At 28.8% G+C, this 14,396-nt stretch carries 20 protein-coding genes and 2 pseudogenes; 18 read left to right on the forward strand and 4 right to left on the reverse strand.

The window, feature by feature from the left end; all coding sequences use genetic code 11:
* Position 1: 1 nt before the first annotated feature.
* Complete coding sequence (locus DJ007_RS12065) at positions 2–418, reverse strand: OsmC family protein (protein WP_129409805.1); 417 nt, start codon at positions 416–418, stop codon at positions 2–4.
* 173 nt (positions 419–591) lie between these two features.
* Here DJ007_RS12065 and DJ007_RS12070 point away from each other — a divergent pair, with 173 nt between their 5' ends.
* Together DJ007_RS12070 and DJ007_RS14900 are read left to right on the forward strand one after the other, a co-directional pair.
* Positions 592–1,323, forward strand: coding sequence for a hypothetical protein (locus DJ007_RS12070; RefSeq protein ID WP_129409806.1), 732 nt, complete (start codon positions 592–594; stop codon positions 1,321–1,323).
* Positions 1,317–1,463 carry a hypothetical protein gene (locus DJ007_RS14900; RefSeq protein ID WP_165974161.1) on the forward strand — a complete coding sequence of 49 codons (147 nt, stop codon included), beginning with the start codon at positions 1,317–1,319 and terminating at the stop codon, positions 1,461–1,463. The genes DJ007_RS12070 and DJ007_RS14900 overlap by 7 nt, the downstream gene beginning before the upstream one ends.
* Before the next feature lie 161 nt (positions 1,464–1,624).
* On the opposite strand, the gene DJ007_RS12075 is transcribed toward DJ007_RS14900, so the two are convergent.
* Positions 1,625–2,644, reverse strand: coding sequence for a polysaccharide pyruvyl transferase family protein (locus tag DJ007_RS12075; protein WP_129409807.1), 1,020 nt, complete (start codon positions 2,642–2,644; stop codon positions 1,625–1,627).
* Positions 2,645–2,706: 62 nt separating this feature from the next.
* Between DJ007_RS12075 and flgB the strand changes: the two genes are divergently transcribed.
* The 9 genes from flgB (at position 2,707) to DJ007_RS12120 (ending at position 8,371) form a co-directional block, all read left to right on the forward strand.
* Positions 2,707–3,111: a flagellar basal body rod protein FlgB gene (gene flgB / locus DJ007_RS12080; RefSeq protein WP_129409808.1), complete on the forward strand. Its 405-nt coding sequence runs from the start codon at positions 2,707–2,709 to the stop codon at positions 3,109–3,111.
* Positions 3,111–3,542 carry a flagellar basal body rod protein FlgC gene (flgC, locus tag DJ007_RS12085; protein ID WP_129409833.1) on the forward strand — a complete coding sequence of 144 codons (432 nt, stop codon included), beginning with the start codon at positions 3,111–3,113 and terminating at the stop codon, positions 3,540–3,542. Before flgB ends, flgC begins: the two co-directional genes overlap by 1 nt.
* A gap of 12 nt (positions 3,543–3,554) precedes the next feature.
* On the forward strand, positions 3,555–3,863 hold the full coding sequence (gene fliE, locus DJ007_RS12090; protein ID WP_129409809.1) for a flagellar hook-basal body complex protein FliE: 309 nt from the start codon (positions 3,555–3,557) through the stop codon (positions 3,861–3,863).
* Positions 3,864–4,048: 185 nt separating this feature from the next.
* On the forward strand, positions 4,049–4,351 hold the full coding sequence (locus tag DJ007_RS20515) for a cupin domain-containing protein (protein WP_129409834.1): 303 nt from the start codon (positions 4,049–4,051) through the stop codon (positions 4,349–4,351).
* Between the two features lie 155 nt (positions 4,352–4,506).
* On the forward strand, positions 4,507–4,770 hold the full coding sequence (locus DJ007_RS12100) for a type II toxin-antitoxin system Phd/YefM family antitoxin (RefSeq protein ID WP_129409810.1): 264 nt from the start codon (positions 4,507–4,509) through the stop codon (positions 4,768–4,770).
* Positions 4,771–4,784: 14 nt separating this feature from the next.
* Entirely contained in the window at positions 4,785–5,888 is a 1,104-nt protein-coding gene (locus tag DJ007_RS12105; protein ID WP_129409811.1) for an ABC transporter ATP-binding protein, read from the forward strand.
* A 322-nt stretch (positions 5,889–6,210) separates the two neighbouring features.
* Complete coding sequence (locus DJ007_RS12110) at positions 6,211–6,489, forward strand: hypothetical protein (RefSeq protein ID WP_129409812.1); 279 nt, start codon at positions 6,211–6,213, stop codon at positions 6,487–6,489.
* Positions 6,464–6,805 (forward strand): hypothetical protein, encoded by a 342-nt coding sequence (locus tag DJ007_RS12115; RefSeq protein WP_129409813.1) that lies wholly within the window; start codon positions 6,464–6,466, stop codon positions 6,803–6,805. Before DJ007_RS12110 ends, DJ007_RS12115 begins: the two co-directional genes overlap by 26 nt.
* A gap of 426 nt (positions 6,806–7,231) precedes the next feature.
* The gene (locus DJ007_RS12120; protein WP_129409814.1) at positions 7,232–8,371 is read left to right on the forward strand and encodes an IS110 family transposase; all 1,140 of its coding nucleotides are present in this window, start codon (positions 7,232–7,234) and stop codon (positions 8,369–8,371) included.
* Between the two features lie 363 nt (positions 8,372–8,734).
* Here the strand turns inward: DJ007_RS12120 and DJ007_RS20885 are convergent.
* A pseudogene (locus DJ007_RS20885) lies at positions 8,735–10,253 on the reverse strand (IS1634 family transposase).
* Positions 10,227–10,358, reverse strand: a pseudogene (locus DJ007_RS21075) (IS1634 family transposase N-terminal domain-related protein); the annotation flags it as partial. The pseudogenes DJ007_RS21075 and DJ007_RS20885, both read right to left, overlap by 27 nt.
* A gap of 672 nt (positions 10,359–11,030) precedes the next feature.
* On the opposite strand from DJ007_RS21075, the gene DJ007_RS12135 reads away from it, so the two are divergent.
* The 7 genes from DJ007_RS12135 to DJ007_RS12165 all read left to right on the forward strand — a co-directional run bounded on the left by DJ007_RS12135 (position 11,031) and on the right by DJ007_RS12165 (position 14,105).
* The gene (locus DJ007_RS12135; RefSeq protein ID WP_129409061.1) at positions 11,031–11,567 is read left to right on the forward strand and encodes a hypothetical protein; all 537 of its coding nucleotides are present in this window, start codon (positions 11,031–11,033) and stop codon (positions 11,565–11,567) included.
* A 10-nt stretch (positions 11,568–11,577) separates the two neighbouring features.
* Complete coding sequence (locus DJ007_RS12140; RefSeq protein ID WP_129409817.1) at positions 11,578–12,282, forward strand: hypothetical protein; 705 nt, start codon at positions 11,578–11,580, stop codon at positions 12,280–12,282.
* 14 nt (positions 12,283–12,296) lie between these two features.
* Entirely contained in the window at positions 12,297–12,524 is a 228-nt protein-coding gene (locus DJ007_RS12145; RefSeq protein ID WP_129409818.1) for a hypothetical protein, read from the forward strand.
* 15 nt (positions 12,525–12,539) lie between these two features.
* Positions 12,540–12,785 (forward strand): hypothetical protein, encoded by a 246-nt coding sequence (locus DJ007_RS12150; RefSeq protein ID WP_165974066.1) that lies wholly within the window; start codon positions 12,540–12,542, stop codon positions 12,783–12,785.
* A 41-nt stretch (positions 12,786–12,826) separates the two neighbouring features.
* Positions 12,827–13,165, forward strand: coding sequence for a hypothetical protein (locus tag DJ007_RS12155; RefSeq protein WP_129409057.1), 339 nt, complete (start codon positions 12,827–12,829; stop codon positions 13,163–13,165).
* A 176-nt stretch (positions 13,166–13,341) separates the two neighbouring features.
* Entirely contained in the window at positions 13,342–13,662 is a 321-nt protein-coding gene (locus DJ007_RS12160; protein ID WP_129409056.1) for a hypothetical protein, read from the forward strand.
* A complete protein-coding gene (locus DJ007_RS12165; RefSeq protein WP_129409819.1) occupies positions 13,662–14,105 on the forward strand; it encodes a hypothetical protein in 444 nt (147 codons plus the stop codon). The genes DJ007_RS12160 and DJ007_RS12165 overlap by 1 nt, the downstream gene beginning before the upstream one ends.
* Positions 14,106–14,396 lie beyond the last annotated feature (291 nt).

Below are 14,396 nucleotides of genomic sequence, written 5' to 3' on the forward strand. Positions count from 1 at the left end.
ATTATTCCTCCTCAACAATGATTTCGTATGTTACTTCTGCCATTCCTTTTACTGTTGCAGAAGCAGAGCAATATTTATCTTGAGATAATTTTACTGCTCTTTCTAATTTTTCCTTGGGCAAATCTTTCCCTTTAAATATATATTTCACATTAATCTTTTTAAAGTATCTTGGATGATTTTCATTTCTTTCTGTTTCCAATTTTACTCTTAATTCTTTATAATCTACTTTCATTTTCTTTAAAATCATTGCAACATCTATGCCTGTACAGCCACCTATACCTAATAAAAATAATTCCAATGCTCTTGGTCCACTATTTGTACCTCCAACCTCTGGAGAAGCATCAATTATTACTTCATGGCCTGATGGTGTTTTTGATACAAACTGCATTCCTAAAGTATTTTTTAATTCTATTTCCATTTTTTTACCCCCTAAATATGATTTTTTATGTCAAGTATAATTATAACGCTATACTTATAATAATGTATAACAGAATTTTTAAAAATTATTTTTTTGAGTTTTTAATATTTTTGATGTATAATTACTAAGAATATACAACAAATAACAGGTGCAATTATTGATGGAGGTACTGTATGCTAAAAATAAATTTAAAAATTATTCTATATTTTTTTATTCTAATATCTGGATTATCTTTTGCTTCACCTGATACTTTTCAAATTGTCGATAGGATTCCTGTAGGAGAAAGAACATTTCATATTGATGTTTATGGAAATTATGCGACAATTTGTAATTACAGCGGAACTGTGAAGGTTATTGATTATGTAAATGGCGATGTTACTCTATATGTGGATAACGGCATTATTGCCAGACCAATGGCTGGATATTATATAAACAATTATTTATATATAATAGATAACGGGGACCCTTCTATTAAAGTTATAAATAAATGGGGTAATTTAAGCAGAAAATTAAGATTAAAAGCCAGACCAATAAATATGAAAGTGTTAAATGATAAATTTTATATAACTACAACTAACCCATATGGTTTATATATTGTAAACAAAAAATCTTTAAAAATAGAAAATTTTTACGAATTTCCAGTAAAAACACCTTTTATTTCCATTATAGATAACGATGTGTTAATTCCAATGTATGAAAATGAAAAAGATAATATACTAAATACATATAAACTTTTATTTAGAGTAAATGATAAAAAGTTTATTATGAACTTAAAAAGAATTGTATTTCCTATAGATATAGAAAAATACAATGATAAATACTATTTAGGAGAATATTTTGATGGAGGTATATATGAATTCTGGATAATTATCAGAAAAAAATCGCACAATTTGGAAAGATGTTAATTAACATAGGTGTTTTCAATGAAAATATTGTAGGAAACTCTCTTTTTGGTGGGCTATATATTTATTCTTTAAAAGATAAAACAACAAAAGTTATTTTAAAAGATGTCCCATTACTGATTTTGCATATAATTCAAAAATGATTTTTTATTCGCTATATCCCATATAACTGGAGAATTTTTTGTCATCGATAAAAATTTCAATATTTATGAAACTTTAAAATTGGATGATTACCCTATAGATGTTGAAGTTCCTACAGATGATATTATTTTAGTACTCTGTACTGATGGGAAAACTTTAAATATTATAAGAAGGTTTTAACCATTTTCAGTGTCTTTTCATGAGTTTTATTTAGTTTATTTATATATTTTTCTTGCATTTTTTTAAATTCAAAACTATTTAAATTTGATAAAGCATTTATTAACTCATCTTCGGATCTAAAAAATAAGTTATATTCTTTATCTATTGTTTTAAAAACCCTATAATTTTTATGATTCTTATACATAATAACTGGAACTCCTAAATATAAGGCTAATATTCCACCATGCAATCTATCGGAAATAATAAATTGCGATTTTAGTAATTCATTTATTATTTTGTTCTCCTCTGAAACTGGAAAAGAAATGTCTATTTTGTTTTTATATTTTTCAAAAAATTCATATGCAATAATAGAGTCTTGAGACTTGTTTAAAACAATAGGTGTTATTCTTGTAATATCAACCTGCTTTAGTATATATATTATTTTATTCCAGTCTTTTCTATTTTTTATAATTATTGAAATATGATTTTTCTGAGGATCTTTTTCAAAAACAATATTCTTATATTTAATCATTCCAATATCTGTTCCCAGATCAAAATTATCAGAACACATTTTAGCAAATTTAAAGCTCGTCTCATCTCTTAAAATTCCGTGTAAATTTTTATATTTTAATATTTTTTTCAATCTGCCTGTAGCATACTTATGTTTAAAATGTCCAAATCCTTGAGACAAAAATAGTATATCCTTTTTATAGTGTTTGGCCACACTAAATAAAAAATCATAATACATGAAACTTCTCAATGATGTTTCTGTTTGAAAAAGATTTCCACCACCATAAATTAATAAATCTATCTCTTTAATTGTGCTTATAATTTTTGGGAAATCGTATTTGTCAATACCTATAATCTTAAATTCATATTTTTTATTTAATTTTATTTTATCTGAAATAATATAGATTTTTCCGTCAAAAGCAATTTCTTTAAATATTTCTAACATTGATTCAAAAAGCATTTCATCACCAAGATTTGTATAGCCATAATATCCAATAAGAAATATTTTTTTCATTTTTTCAACTCCTTAGGTTTTTTGTCCTAATATATAGAATTATAACTCAGGAGGCAGATAATATGTTCATTAAAGATCTTACAATAAATATTATACCAAAAGCTTTAGATGCTGTTGAAACAAGACAAAAAATATATTCGCATAATATAGCTAATTATAACACACCTGGCTATAAAAGGAAAGATGTTTCTTTTGAAGAGGAATTAAGAAAAGCTATGGGAGATTCTAATGAAATCAAATTAAAAACAAATAACAGTAAACATTTGAAAAATATTCCTTCTATAAACGAAGTTAATTATAAAATAATTGAAGATGATTCAAGATCAAATAGGGAAGATGGAAACAATGTTGATATTGACGTTGAAATGGTAAAAATGATGGAAAACACCTTACAATATAATGCTTTGACAAGGTTAATTAATTATAGATTTTCAGATTATAAAACTGTTATAGGAGGAATTAGATGATGAATTTAAATGCATTTAAAATAATGGATATTGCCGCAAGTGGTATGACTGCAGAAAGATTTAGATCTGAAGTTATCTCTAATAATCTTGCAAACGCAAATACAACCAGAACAGAAAACGAAGGTCCTTATAGAAGGAAAATCGTTACTTTTAAAGAAGTCTTAAATAAACAGTTTAATTCTAAAGATGAACAATTATCAGGTGTAAAGATAGCAAAACTTGAAGAAGATAAAAGTCCTTTTAGATTGGTTTATGATCCAGGCCATCCAGATGCAGACAAAAATGGATATGTTAAGTATCCTAACGTTAATCCTCTCAGAGAAATGGTCGATTTAATTACTGCACAAAGAGCTTATGAAGCCAATGTTGCTGTAGTAAACTCTGCAAAAACAATGTTTAATTCAGCATTATCTATAGGTCGTGGAGCTTAGGAGGTGTAGGGCATGATTGAGAAAATACCAGGAGTATCAGGAATAAATGGAATTAATAATATAGCAAGGACGCAAAAAAATAATAAAACATCATCAAAAAATTTAAATTTCGCAGATATTTTAAGAAATGCAATTGATGATGTTAATAAAACTCAAAAAATCTCTCAGCAGATGAGCGCAGATTATGCTGCTGGAAAAATTGACAATATTCATAATGTCATTATTTCAGCAGAAAAAGCTTCTTTATCTTTAAAATTAACTACAGAAGTAACGAATAAGATTGTACAGGCTTATAAAGAAATTATGAGAATGCAAATTTAAAGTGAGGGTAAAATATGGAAGAAATTATCAAAGCTGTTGATGAATTTTTCGAAAAACATCCAGAGGCGGATTTTGAAACTCTGGAATTGTTTCTTTATGATAATTTTGAAAAAAAAGATGTTGAAGAATATTTCGGAATGTTAGGCGAAGCCATTCTAAGTGCAGAAGGAGGGTTAAGAGATCCCATGGGAGCCTTGTTAGATAACGAACCTGAAGTTAAAATTATCGAAAATCCTTCAGAAGAACTGTTAAAAAAACTCGATGTTAAAAAATGGCCCATTTGGGAAAAAGAGATTTCTACTTTTGACTGGTATTATGATGATTCAGAAGTATGCTATATTCTTGAAGGCGAGGTAATAGTTCATATTAAAAACCATGATTATAAAATAAAAAAAGGGGATTTAGTAAGATTTAAAAAAGGGCTTTCTTGTAAATGGGAAATCTTAAAAGGCATTAAAAAACATTATAATTTTGGTATTGATATATAGGCAGGTTATTACCTGCCTATTTTTTTACGCTCTTTAAAAGTATAAGATTTTGATTTGTAATTGCTAATATTTGCTGTTAAAGTCTTGTAAAAAGGAATATCTGCATTTTTTTATTTTTGTTAAGATGACTATAATTATAGTCAAGGAGGAATTTTATGGATATCGAAAATTTGAAATTTTATAGCGTAGCCGAAGCAAAATCAAAATTTTCCCAGGTTACAGAAGAATCAAAAAGAAACTTTATTGTAATTACCAAAAATGGAAAGCCAGAATTTGTTTTAATCGGATTTGACAAATTCAAAAAACTGATGAATTTTATAGATGAGATTAGGGATTTATATCTTATGGAAATAGGTGATCCCAGTAAATATAATGATGTTAAAGATATTTTTAAAGAAATTGAAAATTTAGAAGATTAATGGAGGTGTATTAAATGGCACAAGTCGTATTGGAAAATATTGATAAAATTTATCCTAATGGATTCCATGCAGTTAAAAATGCAAGTTTTACTATTGAAGACAAAGAATTTTGTGTTTTATTAGGTCCTTCCGGTTGTGGTAAAACTACAACATTGAGGATGATTGCAGGATTAGAAGAAATATCTAAAGGAACTTTAAAAATTGACGGAAAGGTTGTTAACGATGTTGAACCAAAAGATAGGGACATCGCTTTCGTTTTCCAGAATTATGCTCTTTATCCACATATGACTGTATATGATAACATGGCTTTTGGTTTAAAATTAAGAAAATTTCCAAAAGAAGAAATTGATCAAAGAGTTAAAAATGCTGCAAAAATTTTAGATATCGCTCATTTATTAGACAGAAAACCAAAACAATTATCAGGTGGTCAAAGACAAAGGGTTGCTGTTGGTAGGGCTATTGTTAGGGATCCTAAGGTTTTCTTATTTGATGAGCCATTATCAAACTTAGATGCTAAATTGAGGGTACAAATGAGATCTGAATTAAAAAAATTACACCATAGATTAGATGCAACTATTGTATATGTTACACATGACCAGGTAGAAGCTATGACAATGGCTGATAAAATTGTTATTATGAAAGACGGGGTAATTCAACAAATAGGAAGTCCATATGATGTTTATTTCAAACCAAAAAATAAATTTGTCGCTGGATTTATCGGAACACCTCCTATGAACTTCCTGGAAGCAAAAGTTGTTAAAGGCGATGGCGGATTATGGATTTCCGCTGAAGATTTAAAGGTTAAAATACCTAAAGAATTCGAAGAAAAATTAGAATCATATATTGATAAAGACATAATATTCGGTATTAGACCAGAAAATATTCATGATAAATCCATTTATAAAGGCGAGCATACAAATGACGTTGTTAAAGGAAAAGTAGACGTTGCAGAACCTCTTGGTAGTGAAACATTATTACATGTTACATTAGGAGGGCAATATTTAGTTGCAAAGGTTGATCCTACTACTACTGCAAGAGAAGGAACAGAAGTAGAGTTGATTTTAGAAATGGAAACAATGCACGTGTTTGATAAAGAAACAGAATTGGCAGTTATATAACCTTAAAAATCTCCCTTTTGGGAGATTTCAGTTTGTAGACAAAGTACAAAATAAAATACTCAAATAATATTCGCTCATCCGGTGAAAATTCTTATTCCTCAAAAATGTTCATTCCCACCGGTCGCTCAAACTCACATCCTTGTTCGGTTTCGCTTAATTTTGCATCCGTGCAAAATTGACCGGCTCCATTCACATTTTTTCGGGAATTTTCAAGGATTCGCTCATATTATTTTTCTTATTTTATTTTGTCAACAGTCTGAAATCTCCCTTTCGGGAGATTTTTTTGTGTTATAATCCGTAGAAATTTTAAGGAGGGGAAAGAATGAGAACCGAGTATGAAAGAGGATATATAACAGGATATGAAAATGCATTAATGCGAGTTATAAGAATAGCAGAGAAAATAAAGGATCCACAATTATTAAAAAGTATATTAGATCTGATATATGAAGTATATAAAATAGAAAAAGGCGATCAGCACACAAGTATGCCAACCGCCAGCACATTGGGATCCCACGCCAATGAGTCCCATAATAATTATAGCAAAAAAAGACGTATAGTGCAAGAGGGTGGGGAAGTTGTACAAAGAAAACAAAGTTACTAAAACATTCAATGTTGCAACACTATTTATTGAATTTCAAAAAATAGCATTAGAAAAGAACTATAAGCCAATAGTATATAAAGTGTATAATTATTTGTTATACAAACTCAATGAAAATTTTTTTAATAACCCTATCGATAATGTTAGCATTAGAAGTGCTGCAAAAGAATTAAAATCTGATTTTAAATACATTTACTCTATTTTTAAATTCTTAAAACAAGAAGGATTAATATATTACGAAAGTAAATACAACAAAACAAAAATATATTTCGGAGAGTTGGCCAAAGAAAAAATAAGAGAAGAAAAGGCAAAAAAGTAAAACAACAAGAAAAGGCAAATATTGAAGAAATAAGTGAAAAAATAAAAGTATTAAAATACCTGGTATCAGAAGAATTATTTACAGAATTACAATTATATGCAGGATTCTTAAATGTAGATATAAAAGAAGAAACAAGAGAAATAATATTTAATACGGATAATACGTTTGTAAAAGACCACATAAGAAAAAAATTATTATACAAAATGCAAAAAGAAGTAAAAGAATATAGTTTAAAATTGATATAGTCCTGGTAACTCTTGGTGTTATAATGAAACAATGATTTTTTTTTGATTAGTGGAGTGCCAGGACATATAAAAGCCAGTTCCAAAAGCTCGTAAGGGTATATTGGTAATAAAAGTATATTTAACGGATTAGTGGGCAAGGAACTGGCTTTTATTTTAGCTCAAAAAAAGGGGGTAACACGGGGTGGTAGCAGGCATTGACGTAGGAAAAAGCATGCATTATGTAAGCATAAACCAGAAAGTAAAAAGGTTTTCATCAAAAGAAATAAACAAACTAAAAAAACATTTAAAAGAAAACAAAATAAAAAATATATTATTAGAACCCACAGGAGTATATTCAATACCTTTAATAGAAAAATTATATAAAGAATTTAACGTATATGTAGTACCAACATATTTAATAGCAAAATTCAAAGGAAACAGATTTCAAAAAAACGACTCAATAGACGCAAAAATACTTGAAACATATTATTACACGCAAGAAAAGCAATTTACAAAATACAAAGTAGATAAAAAATATATAATAGCGAAAAAACTTAACTTAATGATTTCAGAAAGGGAAAGCTTATTAAAAGCGAAAACAAGAGAATTTAACAGGCTTAGATCAGAATTATATGTAATAGACGAAAAAACGCATGATCTAACAAAAGCGAAGCTAATAAAATATGCATTAAACACAGAAAACAAATTAATACACTTAAGGGTAAACAGGATAAAAAACATAGAAGAAAGCATTGAATTATTAGAAGAAAAAATAAATAAATACGTAGATTCACATAAATTCATAAAAGAACAGATAAAAGCGATAATGACAATACCGAAATTCTCATATTATGACGCGTGTATAATAGTATCAAAAATAGTAGATATAAAACGATTTAAAACAGTAAAAGCATTTAAAAAGTTCTTAGGCTTTGGAGTAGCAAAAGAAGAATCGGGAACGAGCATAAAAAGGACGAAAAAAATAATATCCCACAAAGTATTTAAAGCAAAAATGTATCTATTCATACTAAGAAACATGCAAAAAAGCGGGGATAATAACATAAAAAGAGCGGTATATTACTACACATATAAATACAACAATCACTATAAAGCGGTAATGAAAGTAGCGGCGAGAATAATAATAAGGATATTTTATATATTAAAATATAAAAGAGAATACAATAAAAGTATTGAATATATAGACAGAAAAACCTTAATATTAATAAAAGAAATAATAGAAGTAGAAAACAACAAACTATCAAACAAAAAATCAAGAAAATATATAGCGAATGAAAAAATAATAAAGTTCCTGGGTAAAAATATGGTGATATATGAAAAATAACGGCCAAAATAAGCCGTTTTTTATTTATTATGTATAAAACTATATCTTTTTGTACTTCAATAAGCTTAGAGGCTCAAATTTTAGCGGACAAAAAATGTGATGACTTGTTATAAACTGTGAAAAAATATAAAAAAAATCGTACAAATTTGTACGAAAATATATTATTATTTGTACAAAAGGCGGTCAAATTAGTATCAAAATTTGACCGTCTTTTTGTTATTATCCTGAGTTTGACACTATTATTATCAACAAAATTCTAAAAAGTAGAATTATTCAAAAAAATAGCTATTGTTAACTTTTTATAAAAAGAGAAATTAGCCACACACATCCTCCTTTTTGGCTTTTCATGCGTGTTTTAGGAGATTATTTTTTAAATTCATCTAATTCCATCATTTTTTTCGGTTTTTCTATTTTTAATGTTTTTAATATGGCTTTTTGAAAATCGTTTAAATTGGCTCTTAATGCAAATAATTTGTCTTTTAATCTTATTTCAGAGTATTCCATTTTTTTATAGCTTCTCTTATTTTTTCATGAGAGTATTCAATATTATTTTTTTCCAGTTCTAATTCTAATGTTCTTTGAATTATGTAAGATATGAAACTCATTACAATATGTCCTTTTATTCTTTTCGGTGTCCAATGAAATACCGGTCTTGTTTCAAGATAATTTTTTAATGTTCTGAATGTTTCTTCTACTTTCCATAATGTATGATATTGTTCTAATATTTCTTTTGGAGATAGTTTTGTGTTTGTTATTATTCCATAGTATCCATCGTATTTTTCATCATTTTCTATTTTTTCTATGTCCAATATATAATTTTGTTTGTTCTGTTCTTTTAAATATTTTTTCGCTCCTCTTTTACTTTTTGAATCTATATTTCCTTCTTCTAACATTTTTTTCGCTTTTTCTATTAATCGTAGTCTATCTGCTCTGTCTTTTTTGGCTCTTTCTTCTGAATATATTATGAGTAATCTTTTATTTTCATATTCTACTTCTCTATATTTTATTCCTTTTGCTATTTCTATGAATTCTCCTTCAAATATATTTACTTTTTTTAACTGTTTTATTGATTTTCCTACTATGAATTCATAATTAGAATTTTCTACTACTTCTATATTTTTTTTACTCATCATTCCTCTATCTGCTACTACTATTACTTTTCCTAATTGATATTCTTTTTTCATTTTTTCTATTGAATCTTTAAATGTATGCCTTCAAATGTATTTCCTGCATATATATCAAAACTAACTGGCATTCTATCCTGATCTATTGACATCCCTAATACTACTTGCGACTCATTAAATTTCTTATCCTTTGAATATCCCATTTGTAATATTTCATTTGTTTGTTGTGTTTCAAACGCTAATGTTGTTACATCGTAAAATACTAAATCTACCGTTGTATTAAACAAACTTATCCTTTGATTATACATATGTTTTTCTATCGACTCTTTATTATCTGCTAATATATCCAATGTTCTGTATAACCAGTGCAACATTACATCTTTTTCTTCCAGGTCTTTTTCTTTTTTAACTTCCACTTTGTTATATCCAAAATACTCTAAATTATTAAATATTCCCAATTTACTTTTCGGTTCTACTATTCTATTCATCACCATTATTTTTAACATTTCTTCTGCATTGTATTTTATTTCTTTATCCAGTCTTTCAAAATATCTTTTCATCTCATATCTTTCAAATATCTTATTTACTATTACTTTGGCTCCGTAATTTCTTCTTGCTATTTCTTCCATTAAATCATCTTCTATTTTTTCATATTCATCTATTTCAAATATTTTAAAAAGACTATCTACAAGTTTTGTTATATCTTTTTTACTATACTTATCTATATTTCCAAAATTTATTACTGTATGCTGTTTCACTTTTCCATTTTCTCTTTTGCTTTCCATTATCCTTAAATATCTTTTTCCTTTCACTTTTGATATTTTAGGATACATTTTAAAACATCTCCTTTCAGTGGTTGTCATATATATTATACCACCAAAAGGACTAATATATTACTAATTATAGTTAATTCTCTGTAACAAAAGTTAGCCACACAATTTTTCGACTTCCTGAAAAATACACGCCTCAAACCCGCATTCTACCGTTCCATTTCCCTTAAAATCGCCAAATTGCTGTCAAAGGCAGGAATGAAAAAATAATAAAGTTCCTGGGTAAAAATATGGTGATATATGAAAAATAACGGCCAAAATAAGCCGTTTTTTTATTTATTATGTATAAAACTATATCTTTTTGTACTTCAATAAGCTTAGAGGCTCAAATTTTAGCGGACAAAAAATGTGATGACTTGTTATAAACTGTGAAAAAATATAAAAAAAATCGTACAAATTTGTACGAAAATATATTATTATTTGTACAAAAGGCGGTCAAATTAGTATCAAAATTTGACCGTCTTTTTGTTATTATATGTGCTTTTTACCATCTTGAATTTGTACAACAAAAAAGAACAAAATAACACTGTATCGCACAAAAAGCGACAAAAAAACTCAAGGAGGTAGAAAGTATGGATAAATTAGTAGATTACTTAAAAACAAACTGGAAGGATTTAGCAGCAGGAGCAGCAGCGGGAGCAGGAATATTATTTGTAGTATTAAAAATGACAAAAAAATTAAAGAAGTAAGAGGAGGTAAGAAAATATGAATCAAAGAGTACTTTCATTAAGTGATGAATGGGCAAGTTATTCAGACACAGTAAGTTTAAAAGCCGGACAGGCTATAAAAATATTGGAAATAGTACCGCCAAGAAAAAGTGCATTTGTAATATTAAATAACCCTGCAATAAGAATGAAATTAAGAGACGCAGCAGGAAACGAATTATCAGCAGACACAAAAATTTGTTTTGCAGGTAAAAGTAGTAAAGAAATGCTTGCAACACAATTGAGTGCAGAAAAAGAATACAGAGCATACAGAGAAATAACAGAAAGTGATCAATACAACGAAAAATATCAAGAAGCATTAACATTCCCTGTTGAAAACGACCTATTATTTGAAGAATTAGAAAAATTTGAAGTATTTGTAGAAGTAAGTTCAGACATAACCCTTGATTTAACAAAATCAAAAATAGAAATTCCAGCAGTTGAATTAACAACATCAGAAGTACAAGAAATGGATCTATTAGGAGCAGATTATGAAGTGGATATACCAGAAGAATATGAAGACTATGAAGAATATTGAGGTGATGTAAATGAATACAGTAAAAACCTTATTTTTAAATGACTTTGAAAAATATGCAAATGTAGTAAACAAAGATTCAAAAGTCCTGGAATTTGACGTACCAGGACAAAAAATATATCAAATTGACAGTGATAGACCATTTAGAATGAAATTAGCTTCAAAACATGAAGCAGCTAATTACACAATTAGCGCTACTGAATTTAACGTAACAGTTGCAGGTAAAATCGCTGTTGTTGATACAGATGACTTAAGCAAATCAGTATATGCCGTACTTGATGAAGGAAACGGAACAGTACATACATTGGGCGTGAAAGCCATAGATAGCATAAACAAAAAAATAACATTAACCAGTTCAGAAACAGGAATAACAGGAACATTAAAAGTCTATTATTTATTCTTAGATGGATATTACAAAATTGCATGGGAAGCACCGCTCGGATCCTCTACAGAAATTAAGTCATTCATGAAAGGATCCTTAGGAGATTTAAACAGCAAAAAAATTTTTGAAAGTTCATACTATCTTCCATACATTGCATTACTTGATGATTTCATGCTTCAAGTATATGTAAATGCACCAGTTGCAGTTGATTTTGACAACCCATTGACATTTGTTGAAATACCGGTTATTGAATTTGACAAAGCAGAATTCGAAGAAATTGCAGCAAGTATGGGATACAGTATAGAAATGGTGCTTGAACATCAAAGAAAGTTATAAGCGAGGTGAAACGCATGGATATATTAGGAGGTATCTTTAATGCAGCAAAAGGCGTAGTAGGATTTGCAAATAATTTATTAAATGGGGGTTCTAAACCAGCCCCCGCACCTGCACCAGCACCAAGACCACAACCACAACAAATAGTGGTAAAAACAGAAGAAAAGAAAAATGATAATACAATGTTATTCGCTATTTTAGGGCTTGCAGGTGTATTATTAATAGTTTTGCTTATGAATAAGTGAGGTGATTAGATGAGAATGAGGCAACATAAATATACAAGATTAACACCAGGAAGAATAAAAAAACCACCAAGAAGTATAGGAATGAGAAGACCAGGAGTAATGCCAAGAAAACCCAGACCACATGTAAAAAGACCTGTAATAAGGCCTAAACCAGTAAAAGTGTCACATGTAAAAAAAATTAAACAGGCAAAAAAGACTATACCTATAAGCTGGGGCCATTTGATTTCTTTAAAGGTGCTGCTGAATTTGTTGGTGGTGTAGTTGATGGAGTAACAAAAACCGTTGGCGGTGTAGTGGGGTCTATGTTTGGGAAAAAAAGAAAACCCAGACCTAAACCAAGGTCAAAGCCAAAACCTGTTGTACATAGAGCAGTTTCAAGACCTTCAATTCACAGAGTTACCTCTGCAGTTCATAGAGTAACACCGCAACCTACACACAGAGTTTCAAGATCATATATTCCCAGAACAGTTCAAAGAAAAACCTTTCAAGTTGCAGCGGCAGTTGATCCAACAGGTGGAAAAATCAGAGATACTGCAAGAAAAGCCGCAGTACCAACAAGAACAGAGAAAAAAACAAATTTCTTACCTGTTATTCTTGCTGGAGCTGCAGCAGTTGGAGGATTCCTGCTTTTAAGGAAGTGATTTAATGGATCAATTAATGAGCATGATAAGCAATGTAGGATTACCCACAGCATATAGTGCATTTTTATTATATTACACAGTACGTGAAATTAAAAAAAGTTTAGATCGTAATACCGAGGCGATTAATAAACTCAGAGAGGATATGTATAAATTATTTGTAAGAAAGGACTGAGAAAATGTTTAATTTAAGATTTATTGTACCTATGATTATAAGTCTTGTACCGTTTTTAAAAAGTGCATTAAAACAAATGCTTGTAGATATTTTAGAGAGAATAAGAAAAAAGATTGATGAAAATGATGAAAAAATAGCTCAAAGTGTAAAGGAAGAGATTTTGACATTCTATGATGAACATGAAGAAAAGATACCAGATGAATTAAGAGGCATTACAAAAAAAGCATTTGAAGTATTAGCAGATGTGATTTATTCAATTATCGATCATGCAGATGACGCAGCAGGATTATTAACGGAGGTAGCAAAAATAATCGAGGTGATTTAATGAAAGAAGTTATAAAAAAGATTGTAATAGATACTTCTAAAGAATTAATAGACAAGGAATACAGAGAAAAAGGTACTGGAATTGTAGTTTTACAAACACCCAAAGAAGCAACTATTAAATTTGATAGTACATTAAGCCAGGAAATACCTTTACAGGATATTGAAAGTATTAACCTGGTAAATTTTGAAAAGTTTTATATTTCTTGTCCTGCAGATATAGCCCCACTTGAAATATTAGTTTTAAAAGAAAATATATACGTTGATGCAAATACTAATTACAGGATTATAAACGATAATATAAAACATTTACCTGAATTTTTTACTGGTGGTGTTCAAGGTGGTAATAATTTTGACTTTGAAGAATTAGACGGAACAACAGCAAAAACATATCAAAAAAATGGAGTTATACCTGCTATTCAGGTTTTCAGGTATTCGGTGATCTAACAAACTGGCAAATTTTTGTTACTCTTGAACCTTTACCTGTTGCATTGGTGAACGGTAACAATAAAAGAGTATCCAAAAGAAATTGCAGGATCGACTTTTGTAAGGCTTGTAGCAAGAGCAATAACCTTTCAACCACTGGCAAATGCTTCACCGATTAATGTATATATTGAATATTTTGAAACGCAGTAATAGTGCAGTTTTTAGCTTCTAAATATGACGATTTAAGGATGGTGTATTTTTTTAGGTATGTAATTTATCACAGAAACTTTAAAAAGCGCTTAAAAAGGCTAA

It is taken from the genome of Marinitoga lauensis (assembly GCF_004135675.1).
Classification (GTDB): domain Bacteria; phylum Thermotogota; class Thermotogae; order Petrotogales; family Petrotogaceae; genus Marinitoga; species Marinitoga lauensis.